This window comes from Bacillus sp. AK128, assembly GCF_053903075.1.
Genome location: NZ_CP096379.1, coordinates 3132202 through 3149961 on the forward strand (window position 1 = coordinate 3132202; position 17760 = coordinate 3149961).

A 17760-nucleotide genomic window follows, 5' to 3' on the forward strand; every position below is an offset into this window, starting at 1 on the left:
GGCAATTGCTAAGGTTTACTAAAATATGTCCTAACAAGAAATCAATTAATCTATTTCCTCAATGGAAAGCAGCATTTCTTTAATATGGACTTTGTTCCCTGCATAACCTGTTAAGTTCTTATTTTTCCCAATTACTCGATGACAAGGAACAATAATCGGGAATGGGTTTGCTCTATTTGCTTGACCAATAGCTCTAACCGCTTTAGGATTATTTACACGAGTGGCTACTTCCTGATAGCTACAGGTCTTTCCATAAGGAATCTCCTGTAATGCTTCCCAAACCTGTTGTTGAAATGGAGTTCCTTTTTTATCTAAGGGTAATGTAAAAATAGTTCGCTCTCCTAGAAAATATTCATTCAATTGTTTGAAAGCTGTCTTTAAAAGAGGTGTTTCTTTTTCAATAAGGATATTTTTAGAACTGCGATTAAAGGTAGACCATTGCTCTTCATCAAGCAATAATCTAACAATACTCTCGTCATTACATACGATATAAATAGAACCAATCTTACATGTATATTGCTTATAATATAGCATCTTCTAATCTCCTAGGTTGATTGTCTAAAAGGTAAATAGAGATGAAAGGTAGTCCCTTCCCCTTCAATACTCTCAACCTCTATTCGTCCATTATGTTCAGCTATTATTTTATAGGAGACCATTAAACCAAGTCCAGTACCACGTTCTTTTGTCGTATAAAATGGCTCACCTAAGCGTTTTAACTTATCCGCTGGTATACCGGTTCCTTGGTCTGTAAATGATAACCGTACCATTTCACCTTGCACACGTGTAAGGGTTACATGGATTAATCCTCCTTCACTCATAACCTCAAGCCCATTCTTTAAAATATTAATGAATACTTGCTTTAGCTGATTAGGCTCACAATAGATATCGGGTATTTGTTCAATTACATCTAATTGAAATTGAATGTTCTCTAGTACAGCCTGTGGTGTTAACAAATCTAATGTTTCACTCACAATTTTCAACAGATTGTGTTGCTGATAGTTAATTGCCTGAGGCTTTGACAAGATTAAGAATTCGGTAATAATCGTTTCGATTCTTTTTAATTCTGAGGTAATTACGTCAAAATACATTGAAAAATCTTCTTTGACACTTCCCTGTAACAAATGAATAAAGCCTTTTAAGGCAGTCATTGGGTTTCTAATTTCATGTGCAATCCCCGCAGCCAGTTCTCCAACAACATTTAGTGTATCTGACTTACGAAGCTTTTCCTCCATTGCTTTTCTCTCTGTTACATCATGAAGTATTGCTAAGTGATGGTCTTTATATATGTTCTTACTTAATGTATATTCAATGATTCGTTCTTCTAAAACAAAATGCCCGTGTAGTTGAGATTGACTCAGTAAATCCCTCCACTTTCCTTTATCAAGCCCGCCCTTAATCGTCAATTCTTGAAATTTATTAAAAGAAGAAGGGAGCTCTTCAGAAATCATAAAAATTCGCTTTGCTTCCGGATTCATGTCGACAATGTTACCGTCATCTCTAAGAATGATAAATCCATTTAGAGAATTATCATACAGTTGTCTAAATTTATGCTCGCTTTCTATTAAATTTCTTTCTATATTCTTCCGTTCTGTTACATCTCGAAAAATAACCATGCTTAGGCCTGGTATTACTTCTCTTTTAATAGCTAACTCAATGATTCGTTCTTCACCATTATCCAAAGTAAGTGGAAGTTCCGAATAACCCTCTCCTCCATTCTGATCATTGAATAGTTTTGGGGAAGTAAATGGAATGACCTGATTAATTGTTTTTGATAGTAATTGCTCTCGATCCATTTTTAGGATTTTACTCGCGCTTGAATTTACATCAATAATACTTAAATTCTCATCTGCTAGAACAATACCTTCGATAGAGCCTTCAAAAATTTTACGGAATTTCTGTTCCTTTTCCCTTAATCCTTTTTCCATTAAACGAGTTTCACTGACATTTCGAAAAATCGTCATATTATAACCATCTAACACTCGATACCTTGAGGTGAACTCTAGTCTCTTTACCTGTCCATTAATCATGAAAAAATCAAGTTCTGCCCTAACTTTCCCTGTCTCTAAAAGCTCTTTATTCATCTTAATAAACTCAACGCTTTGTTTATTTACAAAATCATAAATATGATGCTTTGATAATAACTCTAATGGCATCTCGAACGTTTTACTTGCAGAGTTATTAGCTCGGATTACCCTCCCTGCTTGATCCCAAATAACGATGGCATCTAACGCAGTATCAAAAATTTCCCTAAATCTTAGCTCGCTTTTCTGAAGCCGGCGCTCCATTAGCTTCTTTTCGGTTACATCCCGCATAATCGACATATAAAAATTATCAAATATATTGGCTGTTGTGGTAAATTCGAAAATCTTCCTGGTCCCATTTTTTAATATAACAGGTAGCTCACCCTGTGCTCTGTCTTTTTCATCCAATATACTCCATAGCTTTTCTAACTTATATAGGTATTCATTTTCCACAAACTCATATAAATTTGAATCCTGGAGAGCTTCCTTTGATAATTCAAAGCTATTCATAAAAGATTGATTACTATTTATAAATTTCCCTTGTCGATCGAAAATCACAATTCCATCTACAGCACGGTTGTATACATCCATAAATAACTGTTTACTTAGATTACGTTGTTTTTCTAAATTCTTTTTAGCTGATACATCTCTCATGATCCAGATGTCAACATCCTGTATTGCATTTTTCCTTGCTGAAAACTCAATATATTTTACTTTTCCATTAGCCAGCCGAATCGTAAAGTCACCTTTGAGTTCCCCTTCTCTTTTCAGCAAACTCATTTGAGAATTATGTGATTCCTCAGATTCTAAAAGAAGAAATCTCGTTAATTCTCTTGTTGTCAATTCATCTTTAGAACACTCAAATAACTGACAGGCAGCTTTATTGACTTCATAAAAAAACTTTTCATTCTTGAATAGAACAATTGCGTCTAAAGATTGTTCAAACATAATTTCATATTGATTTAATTTTTCATAAAGGAGTGATTGATCATTATTTTCTAAATATAAGGAGGTCTGCTTCTCTTTTGCCGTTTGTTGATCAGACAAGCTGGTCACTTCCTCTCCGTCCTCTTTTCTATATCCTTATATATTTCTACAGAATTCAAGTAATTCCTTCTCCAATTGTTTCCTTACGACAAGCTTCATCATTTTATTACAAAATGTGATAAAATAACTCTTAGTAACAGTGATAGTTAAGTCTTTATATTGGTAATAATTGTTGCTATATAGATTTTTTTCACAAAAAGGAGATAATAATTCAATGAACACCGTTTTAACAACCTTGAACGCAAAGTATATTCATACAAACCTTGCGATTCGATGTTTACGAGCATATGTTGAGCCCGAACATCAAGTCCAAATGGTGGAGTATACCATAAAAGACCCATCGATCAATATTGTCACCGATCTATTTAAGCACAACCCTGATGTCATAGGGTTTAGTTGTTATATATGGAATATCGAAGAAACCATCAAAGTAATCGGGATGCTAAAAAAAATCAAACCTGAGCTAACCATTATTCTAGGTGGACCAGAAGTGTCTTATGATGTGATGTATTGGATGGAAAGACTAGATGACGTGGATTATATTGTGATAGGAGAAGGAGAAGAGACATTTAAGCAGCTGTTAACAGAGCTTAAGAAAGGGGTTAGTAGTTTAACTGAACTACCCGGTCTTGCCTACAGAAATAATGACAATAAACCAGTAATCAATCCACAACGGAATAAATTAAACCTTCAAGAAGCACCTTCTCCATTTCGGTTTGAAGAGGACTTACCGCAATTGGCAAAGCGAGTTACTTATATTGAGACAAGCAGAGGGTGTCCATTCAGCTGTCAATTTTGCCTCTCATCCATCGAGGTAGGGGTTCGGTACTTTAACAAGGAAAAAGTAAAGGAAGATATTCGCTTCCTTATGACCCATGGAGCAAAAACGATAAAGTTTGTAGACCGAACGTTTAACATTAGTAGAAGTTACGCAATGGAGATGTTCCAATTTTTAATTGATGAGCATCTGCCAGGTACTGTCTTTCAGTTTGAAATAACAGCAGATATTATGAGACCAGAAGTTATTGAATTTTTAAATGAACATGCTCCAGCCGGACTTTTCCGCTTTGAAATTGGCGTGCAATCAACAAATGACGCGACAAATGAGCTTGTTATGAGAAAACAGAATTTCCAGAAGCTAACTAGGACCGTAACATTGGTGAAGAACGGTGGAAAGATTGATCAGCATCTCGATCTAATAGCAGGTTTACCTGATGAAGATTATCAATCGTTTAAGAAGACCTTTAATGACGTGTTTGAGCTACGACCAGAAGAGTTGCAATTAGGATTTTTAAAGATGCTTCGTGGTACTGGCTTACGAATTCGAGCTGAACAACATAATTACGTATATATGGACCATTCACCATATGAAATATTAAAGAACAATGTATTAACCTTCCAAGATATTTCGAATATAAAGCAGGTTGAAGATGTTTTGGAGAAATACTGGAATGATCATCGAATGGACTATACAGTTGAATATCTAGTCACGAGTATTTTTCCAACTCCCTTTGACTTCTTCCAAGAATTTGGACTGTATTGGGATCATATGGGCTGGGGTAGAATCGGCCATCAGCTTGAAGACCTTTTCCAACGCCTCTGGAGCTTTTTAGTTCACCACTCAAAAGCAAATCTTTCGGTTGCTCACAGTTTGATGAAACTAGACTATTTACGTGGACAAAAATATAAACCAAGAAAGCCTTGGTGGAATGAGACCATAGAAAAAGATGACCGAGCTAACTATTATCGCCAGCTGTTGGTTGACCCTCTTCTTCTTGGAAAGGCATTTGAAGAATTACAGCTCTCTGAAAAAGATTTGTATAAGCATACTGTTCTAGAAATGATTAGTTTTGATTTAGAAAAGTATCTAAACTTTGGAGAGTTAAAAGAAGAAGCTTCTTTACTTCTCGCTTATTTCGATCCAAAAGATCAACAGACGAAAGTATATAGTGTTCCTGTAAATAAATTGACAGAAGTAAACGTGTAGGAGACCCTACACGTTTTTCTTTTTAGGTTCTTCTTTTTGATCCTTGTTCTGGTTCTCAGTAGTTGATTTTGATTCAGCTAAAAGTTCATATGGTTTGTTTGCATTATAATCACCAAGCTCTGATCCATATTCCTCTTTTAGTGTTTTATTTGTATTTTTCACAAAATCCATAGCGTTACTCCTGTTTCCCGTTTTGGAGACCTCTTTTTGAGTTGCGATTAGCACCCTTCATCGCTTGCTCTTCCACTGCTTCTTGAGCAAACTCTGTGTCAGGAAGGCTTTCTGTTGGTGTGTTATTGTTTTTTAATGCTGCATCGAATTTAACTTTGCGCTTCGCCATAAACTCTCATCTCCTATATAAAGTTAAAAATTCGAGGAGTTTCCCTCAACTTTATTATTTCCTTGTTTAGCTACAACATAATAGGAAGTATTTGCACCCTATATTAAACGATCTTTTTCATATCATCTTTTCCACTGGGGATAATAATCAAGAAAGTCTAATTTAGGTGGTGACTTACTGCATGAAAAAGAAGAAATTAAGTGAAGAAAAAATGAAGATGCCCATTTCGAATGAGACAATGCCTCACCAATCAAATTCACCGGTCTTTAAAGGAAGTGGCGTAAAAATGGAGAAGCCCTTTATCAACGAACATGGTGTGGTGATTGGTGATAGCTTTTACGATTCTCCAAACTCACCTTTAAATAATTGGTCAGAAGAGACAGACCCCTCTGTCATGTCTGGAGATGAGTGGGTACATCCAACCAATGATATTGGCTGGAATACATCTGAAAATAGGGAGCTTGTCGAGAAAAAAATTCCTCCACAAGGTGTCCCTTTTACACATCCGGATAAAGATGTAAGCTATAATCAGGATTAATAAATGTAAGCATTAGCTAACAGCTAATGCTTTTTTGTTGAATTTAAAATCATCCCAGTTAAATGCAGTAAACACAAAAAGGCCTGCAAATCGCAGGCCTTAACTATCTTCTTTAGGTTTTATTTCTTTTAATGCGATTAAGCCAGCGATGACACACAGTGCTGTTATACTATAATACATGACCTGATGAGAAGCTTTCATTAATAAGACAAATACCGGCGGCCCCGCTGCCACTCCAATAAAACGCATTGAGCTATAAATAGAGGTAATGGTACCTCGTTCTTCTTTCTCAATCCCTTCTGTAATGAGAGAGTCTAAACAAGGCAGTGTGACCCCAATGCCTACTCCGCAAATAAAGAAGATCCCAAGTAAGAAATAGATATTTTCAGTAAAACTGATTGCAAATACTGAAACTGCTAATAAAGCAATACCAATAACCGTTATCCATTTCATTAACACCTTATTTTCCTTTATCTTCTTACCAGTAAAGTAAGAAGCAAGACATAAGGATGCAAGAGGAATTGCCAATATCAGCCCTTTCTTAAGTCCATCAATTCCATGCTTGTCTTCAAGCATCGAGGATAAATAAAATAATACCCCGAATAAGACAAACATTAGAATACAACCAATCGCAAAGATAGCATACAACCACCTACCACTATCCTTGAAAATTTCTTTTACTGAATGGAGAAACTCCTTAAATGGTAAAGGTTCATCTTGTTTCTCTGGGCTTTTCACTAAAAATATCATTAGTACGATAGAAACTAAGGTGAATACGGGAATCGCAAAGAAAGGCAAATACCAGACAATTCCAGCCAGAAGTGAACCAAGAATTGGACTTAACACCTTTCCAAATGTATTCGACGTTTCAATAACACCAAGCTCTTTACTTACTTCTTCTTCATCTTTAAACATATCCCCGACAAGAGGCATCACAACAGGGGCCGCTCCAGCTGCACCAACCCCTTGAAAGATACGTCCAACTAATATAATCCAATACGGATCTTTCATTTTCCATGAAGCCCAGCCAGAAATTAATCCTCCAATACCTGCAATAATTAAACTAGGGATAATTACTTTTTTACGTCCAATTCGATCAGATAAATAACCAGCAATTGGAATAAGAATGATCGCTACAATGGAATATAAAGTTATGACCATGCTTACTTGAAATGAGCTAATCTTCAACTTTTTTTCAATTGTTGGGAGAACGGGTATAAGCATCGAGTTCCCTAAAGTCATAACTAATGGTATGGAAGCTAGTGAAACTATTGACCATCTTTTACCATGTTCCATTTAACCTACCTACCTTATCAATAAATTCGACTTTCTTATCATTAGTACTTACACCCTATATTATATTTGTTACTTATTGGAAGTTATAAAAACTTTAGCACAGTAAAGTGGTGGGGGACAGGCCCCCACCGCTTTACTGTGCTAAAAGAAAAGGAATCTTTCATCATCTGAAAGATTCCTAAAGGTTATCCAATTATCACACGTTCTTTTGGGTAATGATATCGTACTTTCTTTTCTCTTCGGCCACCTAGTAAGAATAGGATTAGGATGATTCCGATTCGGCCTACAAACATTAAAAAGATAATAATACATTTACCGATTGTACTTAGATCCGGAGTAATGCCCATTGATAATCCAGATGTACCAAAAGCTGAGCATACTTCAAAAATAATACTGATCAATGGAAAGGGCTCTGTGACGAGTAGAACAAGGGTAGCTGTAAAACATAAAATAATCGCAATAAACGAAATTGCAAGAGATTTTAAAATATCCTCTTCATGCAGCTCTCGGTTAAAAATTTTAATATGTCGATTTCCCTTGGCGAAGTGGTAAATAAATAACAGATTTAACGCAAATGTTGTGGTCCGAATTCCTCCTCCAACGGAGCTTGGTGAAGCACCAATAAACATAAGGATCGATAAAAAGAATAAGGTCGGTTCACTAAATTGATTAACATCCATTGTTGCAAGTCCACCACTTCTAGTACTAACGGATTGGAATAAAGAATAAAAGAAAGCTTCATGCCAGACCATTCCTTTGAAGAAATGTTTTAATTCTAAAAGGATAATAACGATGGTACCGAAAATAATTAACAGGAAAAATGTGATTGAAGTCAATTTTGTAAACAGTGAAAATCTAAATCGAAAGCCATCTGTCTTTTTTGTAAGAAAATCCTTCACTTCAATTAATACAGGAAATCCAATTGCACCTAAAATAATCAAAAGCATATTAATGAATTGAACAAAATAATCCTTTGAAAAAGGAATGAGTGAGCTTCCTGTAATATCAAATCCTCCGTTAGTAGTAGCCGATACGGAGGCAAAGAAACCTTGTAAATAAGCTTGCTGCCAGGTAGGAAAGTACTTTAAAAAATAGGTCCCTAAAATAAGGGCGCCAACAATCTCTATGATGATAATAATAGCTAGAATTTGCCTCATAAGATTGACGAGTCCAGCTAGATTTGATTGGTTTTGATCAAGCATTATTAGCTGTCGTTCCTTTAAACCAATCTTCTTACCCATTATTAGCCACACAAACGTCCCTAGGGTCATAACCCCAATACCACCAAATTGTAATACAAAGGCTAGAATGAAAACACCGGGAACACTAAAAGTATCGGCTGTTGAAACGACCGTTAACCCAGTTACACTTACTGCACTAACAGCAGTAAATAAAGCGTCTATAAAAGTCCATTGAACTCCTTCTTTAAGGGCTACAGGTAAACTTAGTAATGTAACGGCTATCGTGACTGCTATAAAATAGAAGCTTACGATAAGCTGAGCTGGACTTAGCCTTTGAAGCTTTATCCTTATTGGTTGAAACATGATATCCATACCTTTCAAAAACGGTTTTTTACTTTTACCATTTTGAACTAAATAACCAAAAAGGGCAACCTGTTCTTGGCCATAAAATTTTTTACATAAATAACGGATCCTACCACAAAATGAAAACTTTGGTCAGTATTAGTTACTATATAATCTTTCATACTAAAAAAGCAATAACATATTGCAAAAGAGATGGAAGGAGGCGGGTCCAAATGGCTAACAGTAGTAATAAACTATTAGTGCCTGGAATCGAGCAGGCATTGGACGCAATTAAATACGAAATTGCACAGGAATTTGGAGTTAACTTAGGTTCAGATACAGTTTCAAGAGCAAATGGATCTGTTGGTGGAGAAATAACCAAGCGTCTTGTTAAGACTGCCCAACAACAAATTAACGGTCAATTCAATCCACAACAATAATTTCATATAAATGGCTAACCCGGGATTATTACATCCCGGGTTTTAATGTTTTATTCAGCTTCTGGAGTAAAGGTACGTTTTGAAAATTCCGTATCTAACATAAAAATTGCATTACTATCATCTTGAATTCTTTTTAGCTTTTGAATGATACTATCAAATAGATCTTCTTCTTCTACCTGTTCCTCAATAAACCATTTTAAAAATGTAATCGTTGCATGCTCCCGCTCATCTAGAGCGATATCTGATAAATGATAGATTCGGCTTGTTACTTCCTTCTCTTGCTTTAATGCTTTTTCAAAAACATCTAATAAAGATGTAAATGAGTTGTTTGGTGAATCAAACCCTTTTATTTCTGCTCTCTTACCTAATGCATTGATAAAGTTGTAGAACTTCATTGCATGAAAACGTTCTTCATCAGCTTGTACAAGGAAGAAATTCGCAAAGCCATCTAACCCTTCATCTGAACAATAAGCAGCCATAGCTAAGTATGCATGAGCTGAATAAAATTCATAATTCATTTGTTCATTTAGCGTTTTATGTAGTTTTTCTGATAACATAAAAAATCCCATCCTTCACCGTTATTTGCTTAAATTATATCATAAGTTTCTACATAAATTGACAATCAAACATTAAATTAACAATTTTCTAAATTGGGATTACACACTTAACTATTCTCCGAACCAACACTGTATACTAAACGTGCCGAGCCAAAAAAAGAGAATAGGCTATTACCTACTCTCCATTGAAATATCAATCATCATCATGCTCTGAATTTCTACCGCGATTTTCACGATCATCATCATCATCGTCTTCGTCTTCATCTTCATCTTCACTTTCATCATCTTCGTCTTCATCGTCATCATCACGATTACGTTGCTTGTTCTTTATTTTTTCCTTAACCTCTTTTAACTTTTCTTTCACTTCTGGTGGTGGTCCCTTTTGTCCTTTTCCTTCTTGATTTCCATTAGATGCGCCATCTTTATTAACAGTTGGATTCTCGTTAGTTTTTTCTTCTACTTTTACCTTTTGCAGTTCTTCTTTTTTCTCCTCGATCGGCGGTTTATTCGATACCTCTGGTTGTTTCTCTATCTTTTCCTCAACAGGTTTTTCTATCTTTGACTCTGGTTTTTCCTCTTTCGCCATAAGGAATTCCTTTACATACTTACCAGTAGAGATTCCCTTATCGATCGCCAGCTGTCTTTCTTCTGTGTTTCGATCCATAACCGTAATCAGAACATTTTCAGCCTGATAGTGTTTTGCCAAGCTATTTACATCATCTGTTAGCTTTTTCTTTAACTTTTTGCCTTCATCATCTACAATCACCGTTGCAAGGATAACCTCCTTGCCTTCTTCATAGTAACCTGATTCCTTGCTTTTTTGTATAATGCTATTTGTGACCACTGAGATTGAGTTGTTTTTCCACTCCTCGAGACTCTCAACGAGCAATCGCCCCTCTTCGTTATAGGCTTTTAGCGTGATTACCCGTAACTTTTTGTCCACTCCTGCTTCAATACTTGGATTAATATCAATCGACATATACGCATAGACTTGATGACTATCATAATAGGAAAATGCAGAAAAGAATAATATGACTGCGGCTACTGAACTCGCTAAAGCAATTCGAAGCTTTCCAAGATTAAACACTCTTGCTTTTTTGGTGCTAGCTCGTTCATTTAATGGAAAAAAATCAATTTCTTCTCCAATTTGATAGTTGTCTTTTACCTTCCTACCTTTTAGGAATTCACCATCAGGGGTTAGTACGGTTACATATTGCTTACTGACTTCAAGTATTACTCCTCTCTTCAATTGTCCATCACCCCTTTTACATACTCTTTTAAATAGGTATAATCACTTGCCATAATAATACTGACGGCAATAATATACTTTCTATTTCGCTCAATGGTTTTACGACTAACCTCAACTTCCTTTTCTAAATCCTTCATCGGAAGCCTTTTTTTCTCAAATAATATCCTTTTAAATTCTGGATTCTGAATAACCGCTTTTGCCACCCTCATTGCATTTTCTCTGGCATCAGCATGCTTAGGTGAATGTTCAACCAAGTCCTGAAAGGTGAGATCAAATTGTTTTAAAACGTTTTGATAATGAAAAATTTCATCCCTACGATGTTCGGTCTCGAGCTTAAGTTGATAGTCTTCAACTGCTGCATCTACTTCATATCTATTTTGTACAGTTTCCTCATCCTGCAGGGTTGAATCCAAGTTTACCGTTTGCTGTCTGCTTTCCTTTCGGATGAAATCAATCACTCGTCTTTTTATAATTAACTCAGCAAAAGCTAATAACGAGCTCCCTTTTTCGGGAGAATATTTCTCGATCGCTTCGTTAAAGGCAATTAGACCAATACTAAATTCATCATCTGCTTCTGTGATGTATCGCTTACAAACCTTTGAAACAGTTTTTGCAATAAAGGGTTTATAATCATTGATCAGTTCTTCTTTAAGTTGAGAACTTCCATTTTGAATATTTAACACTTTATCTTCCAAGCTTGGCTTCCTTCTTAAGTTAAAGAGTAAATTTAGCATAGGCTTCACCTCGTCTCTTCTGTAGATAAATTCGCTTTTGGATGCTGCTTTATGTCCGTGTAATAAATTAAATATCACAAAAAAATAGCCACTTCAATTTTTAGAAAGTGACTTTTTATAATTGCTTAATTATATCATGAATTATTTTAATTTCATGTCCAATTTTTGGTGAGATTCCCATGTAAGTCAGCCTTTCTAAACAAAAACACCCCTCTCAAAAAGAGAGGAGCACGGATTTATTTCTTTGCAGAGCTCTTGAAAATCGTTGCTCTTTTTTTCCACATTACATATAACACAATGATGATGACTAATCCAATGGTAATTGGAATTAAATATTGATCGGCAATCCCACCAACATCCTTCCAACGAGGTCCAAGCTGTACACCTAAGTAGACATATAAAGCTGTAATTGGGAACATTGCTATGAATGTGTAGATACTAAATACCCAGACATTCATTTTAGCCATCCCACATGGTATGGATATTAGCGTACGTACTCCTGGAACAAAACGACCAGTAAAGGCGACGATTCCGCCGTACTTTATAAAAAATTCATCTGCTTTATTTATTTGCTCTTCTTTTATAAATATATACTTCCCATACTTAATAAGAAATGGTCTTCCACCATATCTTCCTAGCGCATAAAGAGTCAGTGGACCAAATGTCCCGCCAATCGTTCCCGCTAGAACAACAAGCCAAAATGACATATCCCCTTCATAAACCCAGTACCCTGCTAGTGGTAATACAACTTCTGCCGGAACGAATTCAAAGGTTAACGCTAGCATAATTCCTGCATATGAGAACTGCTTAAGAAACTCTACAAATGATATGATCCATTCTTCCATTGGTTGCTTCCTCTCATTTTCTAAAGCTTTTATTTAGTAGGACATACAATCGTTATTTTATAGGTATGTGATAAGAAGGTCAATGCTGATTGGAAAACTTTCTATTGAGTGAAAGCTGCTACATAGGAAATGATATAAAAAACACCTCTTGAAGGAAGTGATACTATGCATACAATGTGGAAAGGCTCTATCAGCTTCGGGCTTGTAAACATACCTATTAAGCTCTTCTCTGCTACAGAAGATAAAGATATCAAGCTAAGAACTCTCCATAAGGAGTGTCATACCCCGATTAAGTATGAAAAGGTTTGTCCAAATTGTGAAAAAGAAGTCGGGACTGATGATCTGGTAAAAGGTTATGAATATGTGAAGGGTAAATTTGTCATGATTACCGATGAAGAACTTGCTAGCCTAAAAGAAGAACACGAGGAAAAGAGTGTTGAAATCATTGATTTCGTCAACTTAGAAGAAATTGATCCGATTTACTTTAGCCGTTCCTATTACATGGGACCAGGAGAAAACGGCAATAAAGCATATGCCTTGTTAAGGGAAGCACTTCAAAAGTCTGGAAAAATTGGGATCGCTGAAATTACGATTCGTTCCAAGCAACAAATGGCAGTTGTGAGAGTCTATAAAAACACATTAGTCATGGAGACCATTCATTACCCTGATGAGGTTCGTAATGTAGAGGAAGTGCCAAGTGTCCCTGAGAATGTTGACATTAATTCAAAAGAGCTTGATACAGCGATTATGCTCATCGATCAGCTAACCACTGAATTTCAACCTGAAAAATATAAAGATGATTATCGTGAAGCTGTTCATGGTCTCATCCAAGAAAAAATTAATAAGAATGAAGGAACAACTTCTAAAGAAGCACCTCGTACAAATGTCGTTGACTTAATGAGTGCCTTACAAGCGAGTATTGAACGGACAAAGGATAAAGCACCTGCTTCTCCTAAACCCAAAAAAGCCACTCCTAACACACCTGTTGCTGAGGAGAGAACCGGTACAGATGCAACGCAAGCTGCACCTAATGAAAAGAAAAAAACTAGAACGACTAGGAAAAAGGCTTAATAAAACAGGAGTGGGTAGGCTCACTCCTGTTTTATGATCCAATTAGAAGCTTCAAATAGACTTTCAAATCGTTGATCTGCTAAGTCTGTTGGGTCATCCCCAACTAAGATGGTGGTTGTACCAGCCGCTTTTCCAGCAAGAATATCGACTTCTCGGTCACCAACCATATAACTTGTTTTTAAATCAATGTCGTACTTTTGGGCTAAATCTGTAAGCATTTTGGAACCAGGCTTCCTACATTCACAGCCCGCGTTTGGTTTATGAGCACAATAGGCAACCTCGATAACTGAAGCACCAAACTTACTCAGTTCATCCTCTAGCCTTTTATGTACAGCTTGTAACGCCTTTTCAGTCATAAACCCTAACCCTACCCCACCTTGATTCGTTACAACAAAAACTGGAAAACCTGCATCATTTAAATTTTTGATAGCTTCTCCTACTTTTGGCAATAAATATAAATCACTCGGTTTATTGACAAACTTTACCCTTTTGGAAAGAACTTCGTTAATAACTCCATCTCTATCTAGAAAGACTCCGCGTTTCAAGATCATTCCTCCTATCCAAGTAATCTTCCATTTAAATTATTGCATAAAAAGGGTGAAAACAAAAAAAGGTAAGAAAAACATATTGTGAGAGGAAATAATTATGATCAAGATTCCAAAACCAATGCTACCTACTTTAACCACCGAATTTCCCAAAGGAAAGGATTGGACGTACGAAATTAAATATGATGGATTTAGAGCACTTTTATTTATAGACCAACATACCTTCCATTTCATAAGTCGAAATGGTCTTTCATTAACAGATCAGTTTCCAGAAGTTGAAGAAGCCGTATTATTGGCGAGAGAAATATGGAATGATTATTTACCCCTCCTTTTTGATGGTGAATTATGTATTCTTGAATCCTCCCATAAAGCGAATTTTGAAGCTATTCAGCTTCGCGGTCGACTTAAAGCAAAAGACAAAATAAATATTCAAATGGAGCAAAAGCAAGCTCATTACTGTATCTTTGATTTACTAAAAATAAACAATGAAAACGTTAGTCAACAAGCTTTTAAGGATCGGAAAGGAAAACTTCAGAAGTTATTTGAACAAGGAGATTTACCGTTAGAGGTTCAACCACACTCTTCCGTATTTTTTCAATACATTAGGAATTATGAAAAAAGTGAAGAAATATGGAGACTAGCAGAGCGATACGATGCAGAGGGCGTCATTGCAAAGCTTTGGACCAGTAAGTGGGAGGAAGGAAAACGAACTACTCAGTGGTATAAGATTAAAAATTGGAAAGAAGGCTCTTTCTTTGTTTTGGCGTATGAAAAAAAGAATGGCTTTTTCCATTTAGGGATTGTTCGAAATGGTGAAATTCAAAACGCTGGATTAGTGTCACACGGGTTTTCTTCAGAGGAACGAGATGCCCTAATTCAAGTTATAAAAGTCAATAAAAAAACTGAGAACCAAGATTTTATTTATGTAGAACCAAGTATTTGTATGGATATTCTTTTTCTAGAGCTTTATAAGGATCAACTGAGACAACCATCATTCAAACAATTTAGGTTTGATTTAAAATGGGAAGAATGTACATGGGAAAAACTCCTCCAAAGTATCAATCCCATTCCTGAAGAAGTGACAATCACTCACCCAGATAAGCCGTTATGGCCTAAAAAAAATATTGATAAACAAACGTATTTATTTTACTTAAGAAGTATCGCGCCTTATCTTATGCCATTTCTAGAGAATCGCTTATTAACTGTAATCAGGTATCCCCATGGCATGCTGGGTGAACCGTTTTATCAAAAAAACTGTCCTGATTATGCCCCTGACTTTATCCAAACGGTTATGTCAGAAGGAATTAATTATATTGTTTGTAACAAGATTGAAACGTTAATGTGGCTCGGTAATCAATTAGCTTTTGAGTTTCATATTCCTTTTCAAACGATTCATTCAACTGGGCCATCGGAAATTGTATTTGATTTAGATCCACCTTCTAGAGATTATTTTCATCTAGCGGTAAAAGCTGCTTTAATTATGAAGGAAGTGTTTGATGGATTAAAACTAGAAGCATTTATCAAAACATCTGGGAATAAAGGATTGCAAATTTACCTTCCTCTACCTGAGAATACCTTCTCGTATGATGATACAAGAAAGTTTACCGAATTTATCGCTCACTTTTTAATTACTAAAGATACTGAAAGCTTTACAATTGAAAGACTGAAGAAGAACCGTGGAAAGAAGCTGTATGTTGACTATATTCAGCATGCAGAAGGAAAAACAATTATTTCTCCTTATTCAGCAAGAGGAAACGAAGATGGATTAGTGGCTACTCCTCTTTACTGGGAAGAAGTGACCGAACAATTATCACCTGAGCTATTTCCCGTGAACAAGATGGTAGACCGAATTAAAAAGGTTGGAGATCCGTTTCAAGGCTATTTCAAAGCAAAGGAAACACAACCTTTTCATGACATTTTAGAATTCTTGGCTCAGGCACATTGATTGATGTACCTGAGCTTTTCTTATGAAGTATATTCGATTAGCCAGCAATCTCGATATTCTCCCTCATGCCATTCATGCTTAGGTAGGAGTTTCTTTTTTATAAATCCGCATTTTTCATAACACCGAATGGCACGTTCATTCCAGGTTTGTGGGTCCATTACAATTTTGTCAGCTCGCATTTCGTTCGTTAAATATTGAACCATCATGGTGACTAGATTTGTACCGATTCCTTTATTCCAGTAATCGACTTCACCAATAAACTGATCCATCCCAAAAACCGTAGCTTCTCCATGATAGTCAAAATCCATTTTTTCTTGAACAGGAAGCGGATAGTATTGGATGTATCCAATGGGAGTGTCTTCGAAAAGGATTATATTCCGGTAGATCATTTCATTTTCCTTATGAAAAAACTTTTCTTTTACTAGTTGGAGATTAAAGACTCGGTCTCTGCCCTCATAGTATTGTAAAACCCTCTCATCACTTAGCCAGCCAGCTAGTAACTTAGCATCTTCATTTTTTAAAGGTCTAATTGTTAAAGTATCTTGCTTGATTATCATATTAAATTCATCCTTTTATCGGAAAATGGTAAACGTCATAATATGTATGTTTCGTGAAGCCCAGTTTTTCGGCAATTCTAATTGAATCTTTACGGAATGATTCTGTCGTCCAATGTGGGGTATACCCTTTATTTAAACATTCCTCAATAAATCTCTCCGCCATTTCAGTGACAATACCTTTCCCACGATGTGCCGTACTATAGGTGTTTATACCGATTTCATAGTGCTTTTCGTAGGTGAAAGCTGAAATACAGGTACCAACGACTTCTTTACCTTTTTTAACTGATACACCTAACCCTTTATGACAGAAATCATCCCAACTTGGCCAAAATTTTTCAATCTCAGCATTGATTACACCTGTTGAATCATCTAGGATCTGTTCTTTAGTAATAGTTGAAAATTGATATTCAGTTACTGATTGAATATCCGAATACTCTAGATATTGATAGAATTTCTCTTCGCCAAAAGTGAAAGGCACTCTTTGTGCTTTGTGAATTGGATTTTTCTTAAAAATAGTTGAAATATAAGGATCCCATTGGTTGAATGGATACATCTCTAAATTAAAATGATCATCTCCGATCATGAGGGCCTCAGGAAAAACTTGCTCTTGTAAAAATCCTTCAATCGTCTCCACAAACTGTAGAGTTGGAACTCCAACAAAATAGAACATTTCATTCTTTGCCCAAATAAGGGCCGCTTTCGGTGAGTTCACTCTCGAATCAACATAAACCCTACCGCGATTATTACCCTCAATCACCCCTTGGATCACAGGCTTATCACCAATATAAGGAAAAGCTTGATTTACTAACCTATACTCACTAGGTTCCAGTTCATACATACTAATTACTCCTCAACTATAAATCTTCCATTTTATGCCACAGTTAAAATTTATTATAAATTACAAACGGTCATCTGGGAATATGTTTTAACACAGTAAAGCGGTGGGGGACAGGCCCCCACCGCTTTACTGTGTTAAAGTTCCTTTTTTGACTGATAAAATAGGGAGTAAATTCTAATAAAAAAAGCCTCTTGCACTAGTCTAAGGAATCCAGTTTAAACCGGATT

General features: G+C 35.9%; 18 protein-coding genes. 5 read left to right on the forward strand and 13 right to left on the reverse strand.

Annotated features, from left to right (window positions below; genetic code table 11):
- Nucleotides 1-45: 45 nt before the first annotated feature.
- Nucleotides 46-534 carry a methylated-DNA--[protein]-cysteine S-methyltransferase gene (locus tag M1D60_RS15700; protein WP_456275776.1) on the reverse strand — a complete coding sequence of 163 codons (489 nt, stop codon included), beginning with the start codon at nucleotides 532-534 and terminating at the stop codon, nucleotides 46-48.
- A gap of 11 nt (nucleotides 535-545) precedes the next feature.
- The gene (locus M1D60_RS15705) at nucleotides 546-3068 is read right to left on the reverse strand and encodes a PAS domain S-box protein (protein ID WP_456275777.1); all 2523 of its coding nucleotides are present in this window, start codon (nucleotides 3066-3068) and stop codon (nucleotides 546-548) included.
- Between the two features lie 214 nt (nucleotides 3069-3282).
- On the opposite strand from M1D60_RS15705, the gene M1D60_RS15710 reads away from it, so the two are divergent.
- A complete protein-coding gene (locus M1D60_RS15710; protein WP_456275778.1) occupies nucleotides 3283-5055 on the forward strand; it encodes a B12-binding domain-containing radical SAM protein in 1773 nt (590 codons plus the stop codon).
- Nucleotides 5056-5061: 6 nt separating this feature from the next.
- Here the strand turns inward: M1D60_RS15710 and M1D60_RS15715 are convergent, their stop codons facing one another.
- Both M1D60_RS15715 and M1D60_RS15720 read right to left on the reverse strand, forming a co-directional pair.
- The gene (locus tag M1D60_RS15715; RefSeq protein WP_456275779.1) at nucleotides 5062-5226 is read right to left on the reverse strand and encodes a hypothetical protein; all 165 of its coding nucleotides are present in this window, start codon (nucleotides 5224-5226) and stop codon (nucleotides 5062-5064) included.
- A 4-nt stretch (nucleotides 5227-5230) separates the two neighbouring features.
- A complete protein-coding gene (locus M1D60_RS15720; protein ID WP_456275780.1) occupies nucleotides 5231-5395 on the reverse strand; it encodes a hypothetical protein in 165 nt (54 codons plus the stop codon).
- 181 nt (nucleotides 5396-5576) lie between these two features.
- Between M1D60_RS15720 and M1D60_RS15725 the strand changes: the two genes are divergently transcribed.
- Entirely contained in the window at nucleotides 5577-5933 is a 357-nt protein-coding gene (locus tag M1D60_RS15725) for a DUF3905 domain-containing protein (protein ID WP_456275781.1), read from the forward strand.
- A 99-nt stretch (nucleotides 5934-6032) separates the two neighbouring features.
- Here the strand turns inward: M1D60_RS15725 and M1D60_RS15730 are convergent, their stop codons facing one another.
- The gene (locus tag M1D60_RS15730; protein WP_456275782.1) at nucleotides 6033-7229 is read right to left on the reverse strand and encodes an MFS transporter; all 1197 of its coding nucleotides are present in this window, start codon (nucleotides 7227-7229) and stop codon (nucleotides 6033-6035) included.
- A 185-nt stretch (nucleotides 7230-7414) separates the two neighbouring features.
- A complete protein-coding gene (locus M1D60_RS15735) occupies nucleotides 7415-8773 on the reverse strand; it encodes a TrkH family potassium uptake protein (protein ID WP_456275783.1) in 1359 nt (452 codons plus the stop codon).
- Between the two features lie 212 nt (nucleotides 8774-8985).
- Here M1D60_RS15735 and M1D60_RS15740 point away from each other — a divergent pair, with 212 nt between their 5' ends.
- Nucleotides 8986-9192 (forward strand): small, acid-soluble spore protein, alpha/beta type, encoded by a 207-nt coding sequence (locus tag M1D60_RS15740; protein WP_456275784.1) that lies wholly within the window; start codon nucleotides 8986-8988, stop codon nucleotides 9190-9192.
- A 50-nt stretch (nucleotides 9193-9242) separates the two neighbouring features.
- On the opposite strand, the gene M1D60_RS15745 is transcribed toward M1D60_RS15740, so the two are convergent.
- The 4 genes from M1D60_RS15745 to M1D60_RS15760 form a co-directional block, all read right to left on the reverse strand.
- The gene (locus M1D60_RS15745) at nucleotides 9243-9749 is read right to left on the reverse strand and encodes a ferritin (RefSeq protein WP_456275785.1); all 507 of its coding nucleotides are present in this window, start codon (nucleotides 9747-9749) and stop codon (nucleotides 9243-9245) included.
- Nucleotides 9750-9942: 193 nt separating this feature from the next.
- Nucleotides 9943-10998, reverse strand: a complete 1056-nt coding sequence (locus M1D60_RS15750; RefSeq protein WP_456275786.1) for an anti-sigma factor domain-containing protein — start codon at nucleotides 10996-10998, stop codon at nucleotides 9943-9945.
- Nucleotides 10995-11741: an RNA polymerase sigma factor SigI gene (gene sigI / locus M1D60_RS15755; protein WP_456279465.1), complete on the reverse strand. Its 747-nt coding sequence runs from the start codon at nucleotides 11739-11741 to the stop codon at nucleotides 10995-10997. The genes M1D60_RS15750 and sigI overlap by 4 nt, the downstream gene beginning before the upstream one ends.
- Before the next feature lie 227 nt (nucleotides 11742-11968).
- Nucleotides 11969-12577 carry a DedA family protein gene (locus M1D60_RS15760; protein ID WP_456275787.1) on the reverse strand — a complete coding sequence of 203 codons (609 nt, stop codon included), beginning with the start codon at nucleotides 12575-12577 and terminating at the stop codon, nucleotides 11969-11971.
- Between the two features lie 165 nt (nucleotides 12578-12742).
- Between M1D60_RS15760 and ku the strand changes: the two genes are divergently transcribed.
- Nucleotides 12743-13648 (forward strand): non-homologous end joining protein Ku, encoded by a 906-nt coding sequence (ku, locus tag M1D60_RS15765; protein ID WP_456275788.1) that lies wholly within the window; start codon nucleotides 12743-12745, stop codon nucleotides 13646-13648.
- 20 nt (nucleotides 13649-13668) lie between these two features.
- On the opposite strand, the gene M1D60_RS15770 is transcribed toward ku, so the two are convergent.
- Entirely contained in the window at nucleotides 13669-14193 is a 525-nt protein-coding gene (locus tag M1D60_RS15770; protein WP_456275789.1) for a D-glycero-alpha-D-manno-heptose-1,7-bisphosphate 7-phosphatase, read from the reverse strand.
- Nucleotides 14194-14293: 100 nt separating this feature from the next.
- Here M1D60_RS15770 and M1D60_RS15775 point away from each other — a divergent pair, with 100 nt between their 5' ends.
- The gene (locus M1D60_RS15775) at nucleotides 14294-16138 is read left to right on the forward strand and encodes a DNA ligase D (RefSeq protein WP_456275790.1); all 1845 of its coding nucleotides are present in this window, start codon (nucleotides 14294-14296) and stop codon (nucleotides 16136-16138) included.
- 20 nt (nucleotides 16139-16158) lie between these two features.
- Here M1D60_RS15775 and M1D60_RS15780 read toward each other — a convergent pair whose 3' ends face one another.
- Both M1D60_RS15780 and M1D60_RS15785 read right to left on the reverse strand, forming a co-directional pair.
- Nucleotides 16159-16695: a GNAT family N-acetyltransferase gene (locus M1D60_RS15780; RefSeq protein WP_456275791.1), complete on the reverse strand. Its 537-nt coding sequence runs from the start codon at nucleotides 16693-16695 to the stop codon at nucleotides 16159-16161.
- A 7-nt stretch (nucleotides 16696-16702) separates the two neighbouring features.
- A complete protein-coding gene (locus M1D60_RS15785) occupies nucleotides 16703-17533 on the reverse strand; it encodes a GNAT family N-acetyltransferase (RefSeq protein ID WP_456275792.1) in 831 nt (276 codons plus the stop codon).
- Nucleotides 17534-17760: the final 227 nt, after the last annotated feature.

What these genes read in the sequence shown, in the direction of transcription:
- M1D60_RS15725 (WP_456275781.1), top strand. Translation starts at nt 5,577, where the DNA reads ATGAAAAAGAAGAAATTAAGTGAAGAAAAAATGAAGATGCCCATTTCG.
- M1D60_RS15775 (WP_456275790.1), top strand. Translation starts at nt 14,294, where the DNA reads ATGATCAAGATTCCAAAACCAATGCTACCTACTTTAACCACCGAATTT.
- M1D60_RS15720 (WP_456275780.1), bottom strand. Translation starts at nt 5,395, where the DNA reads ATGGCGAAGCGCAAAGTTAAATTCGATGCAGCATTAAAAAACAATAAC.
- M1D60_RS15735 (WP_456275783.1), bottom strand. Translation starts at nt 8,773, where the DNA reads ATGTTTCAACCAATAAGGATAAAGCTTCAAAGGCTAAGTCCAGCTCAG.
- M1D60_RS15710 (WP_456275778.1), top strand. Translation starts at nt 3,283, where the DNA reads ATGAACACCGTTTTAACAACCTTGAACGCAAAGTATATTCATACAAAC.
- M1D60_RS15780 (WP_456275791.1), bottom strand. Translation starts at nt 16,695, where the DNA reads ATGATAATCAAGCAAGATACTTTAACAATTAGACCTTTAAAAAATGAA.
- M1D60_RS15700 (WP_456275776.1), bottom strand. Translation starts at nt 534, where the DNA reads ATGCTATATTATAAGCAATATACATGTAAGATTGGTTCTATTTATATC.
- ku (WP_456275788.1), top strand. Translation starts at nt 12,743, where the DNA reads ATGCATACAATGTGGAAAGGCTCTATCAGCTTCGGGCTTGTAAACATA.
- M1D60_RS15730 (WP_456275782.1), bottom strand. Translation starts at nt 7,229, where the DNA reads ATGGAACATGGTAAAAGATGGTCAATAGTTTCACTAGCTTCCATACCA.
- M1D60_RS15760 (WP_456275787.1), bottom strand. Translation starts at nt 12,577, where the DNA reads ATGGAAGAATGGATCATATCATTTGTAGAGTTTCTTAAGCAGTTCTCA.
- M1D60_RS15785 (WP_456275792.1), bottom strand. Translation starts at nt 17,533, where the DNA reads ATGTATGAACTGGAACCTAGTGAGTATAGGTTAGTAAATCAAGCTTTT.
- M1D60_RS15715 (WP_456275779.1), bottom strand. Translation starts at nt 5,226, where the DNA reads ATGGATTTTGTGAAAAATACAAATAAAACACTAAAAGAGGAATATGGA.
- M1D60_RS15740 (WP_456275784.1), top strand. Translation starts at nt 8,986, where the DNA reads ATGGCTAACAGTAGTAATAAACTATTAGTGCCTGGAATCGAGCAGGCA.
- M1D60_RS15745 (WP_456275785.1), bottom strand. Translation starts at nt 9,749, where the DNA reads ATGTTATCAGAAAAACTACATAAAACGCTAAATGAACAAATGAATTAT.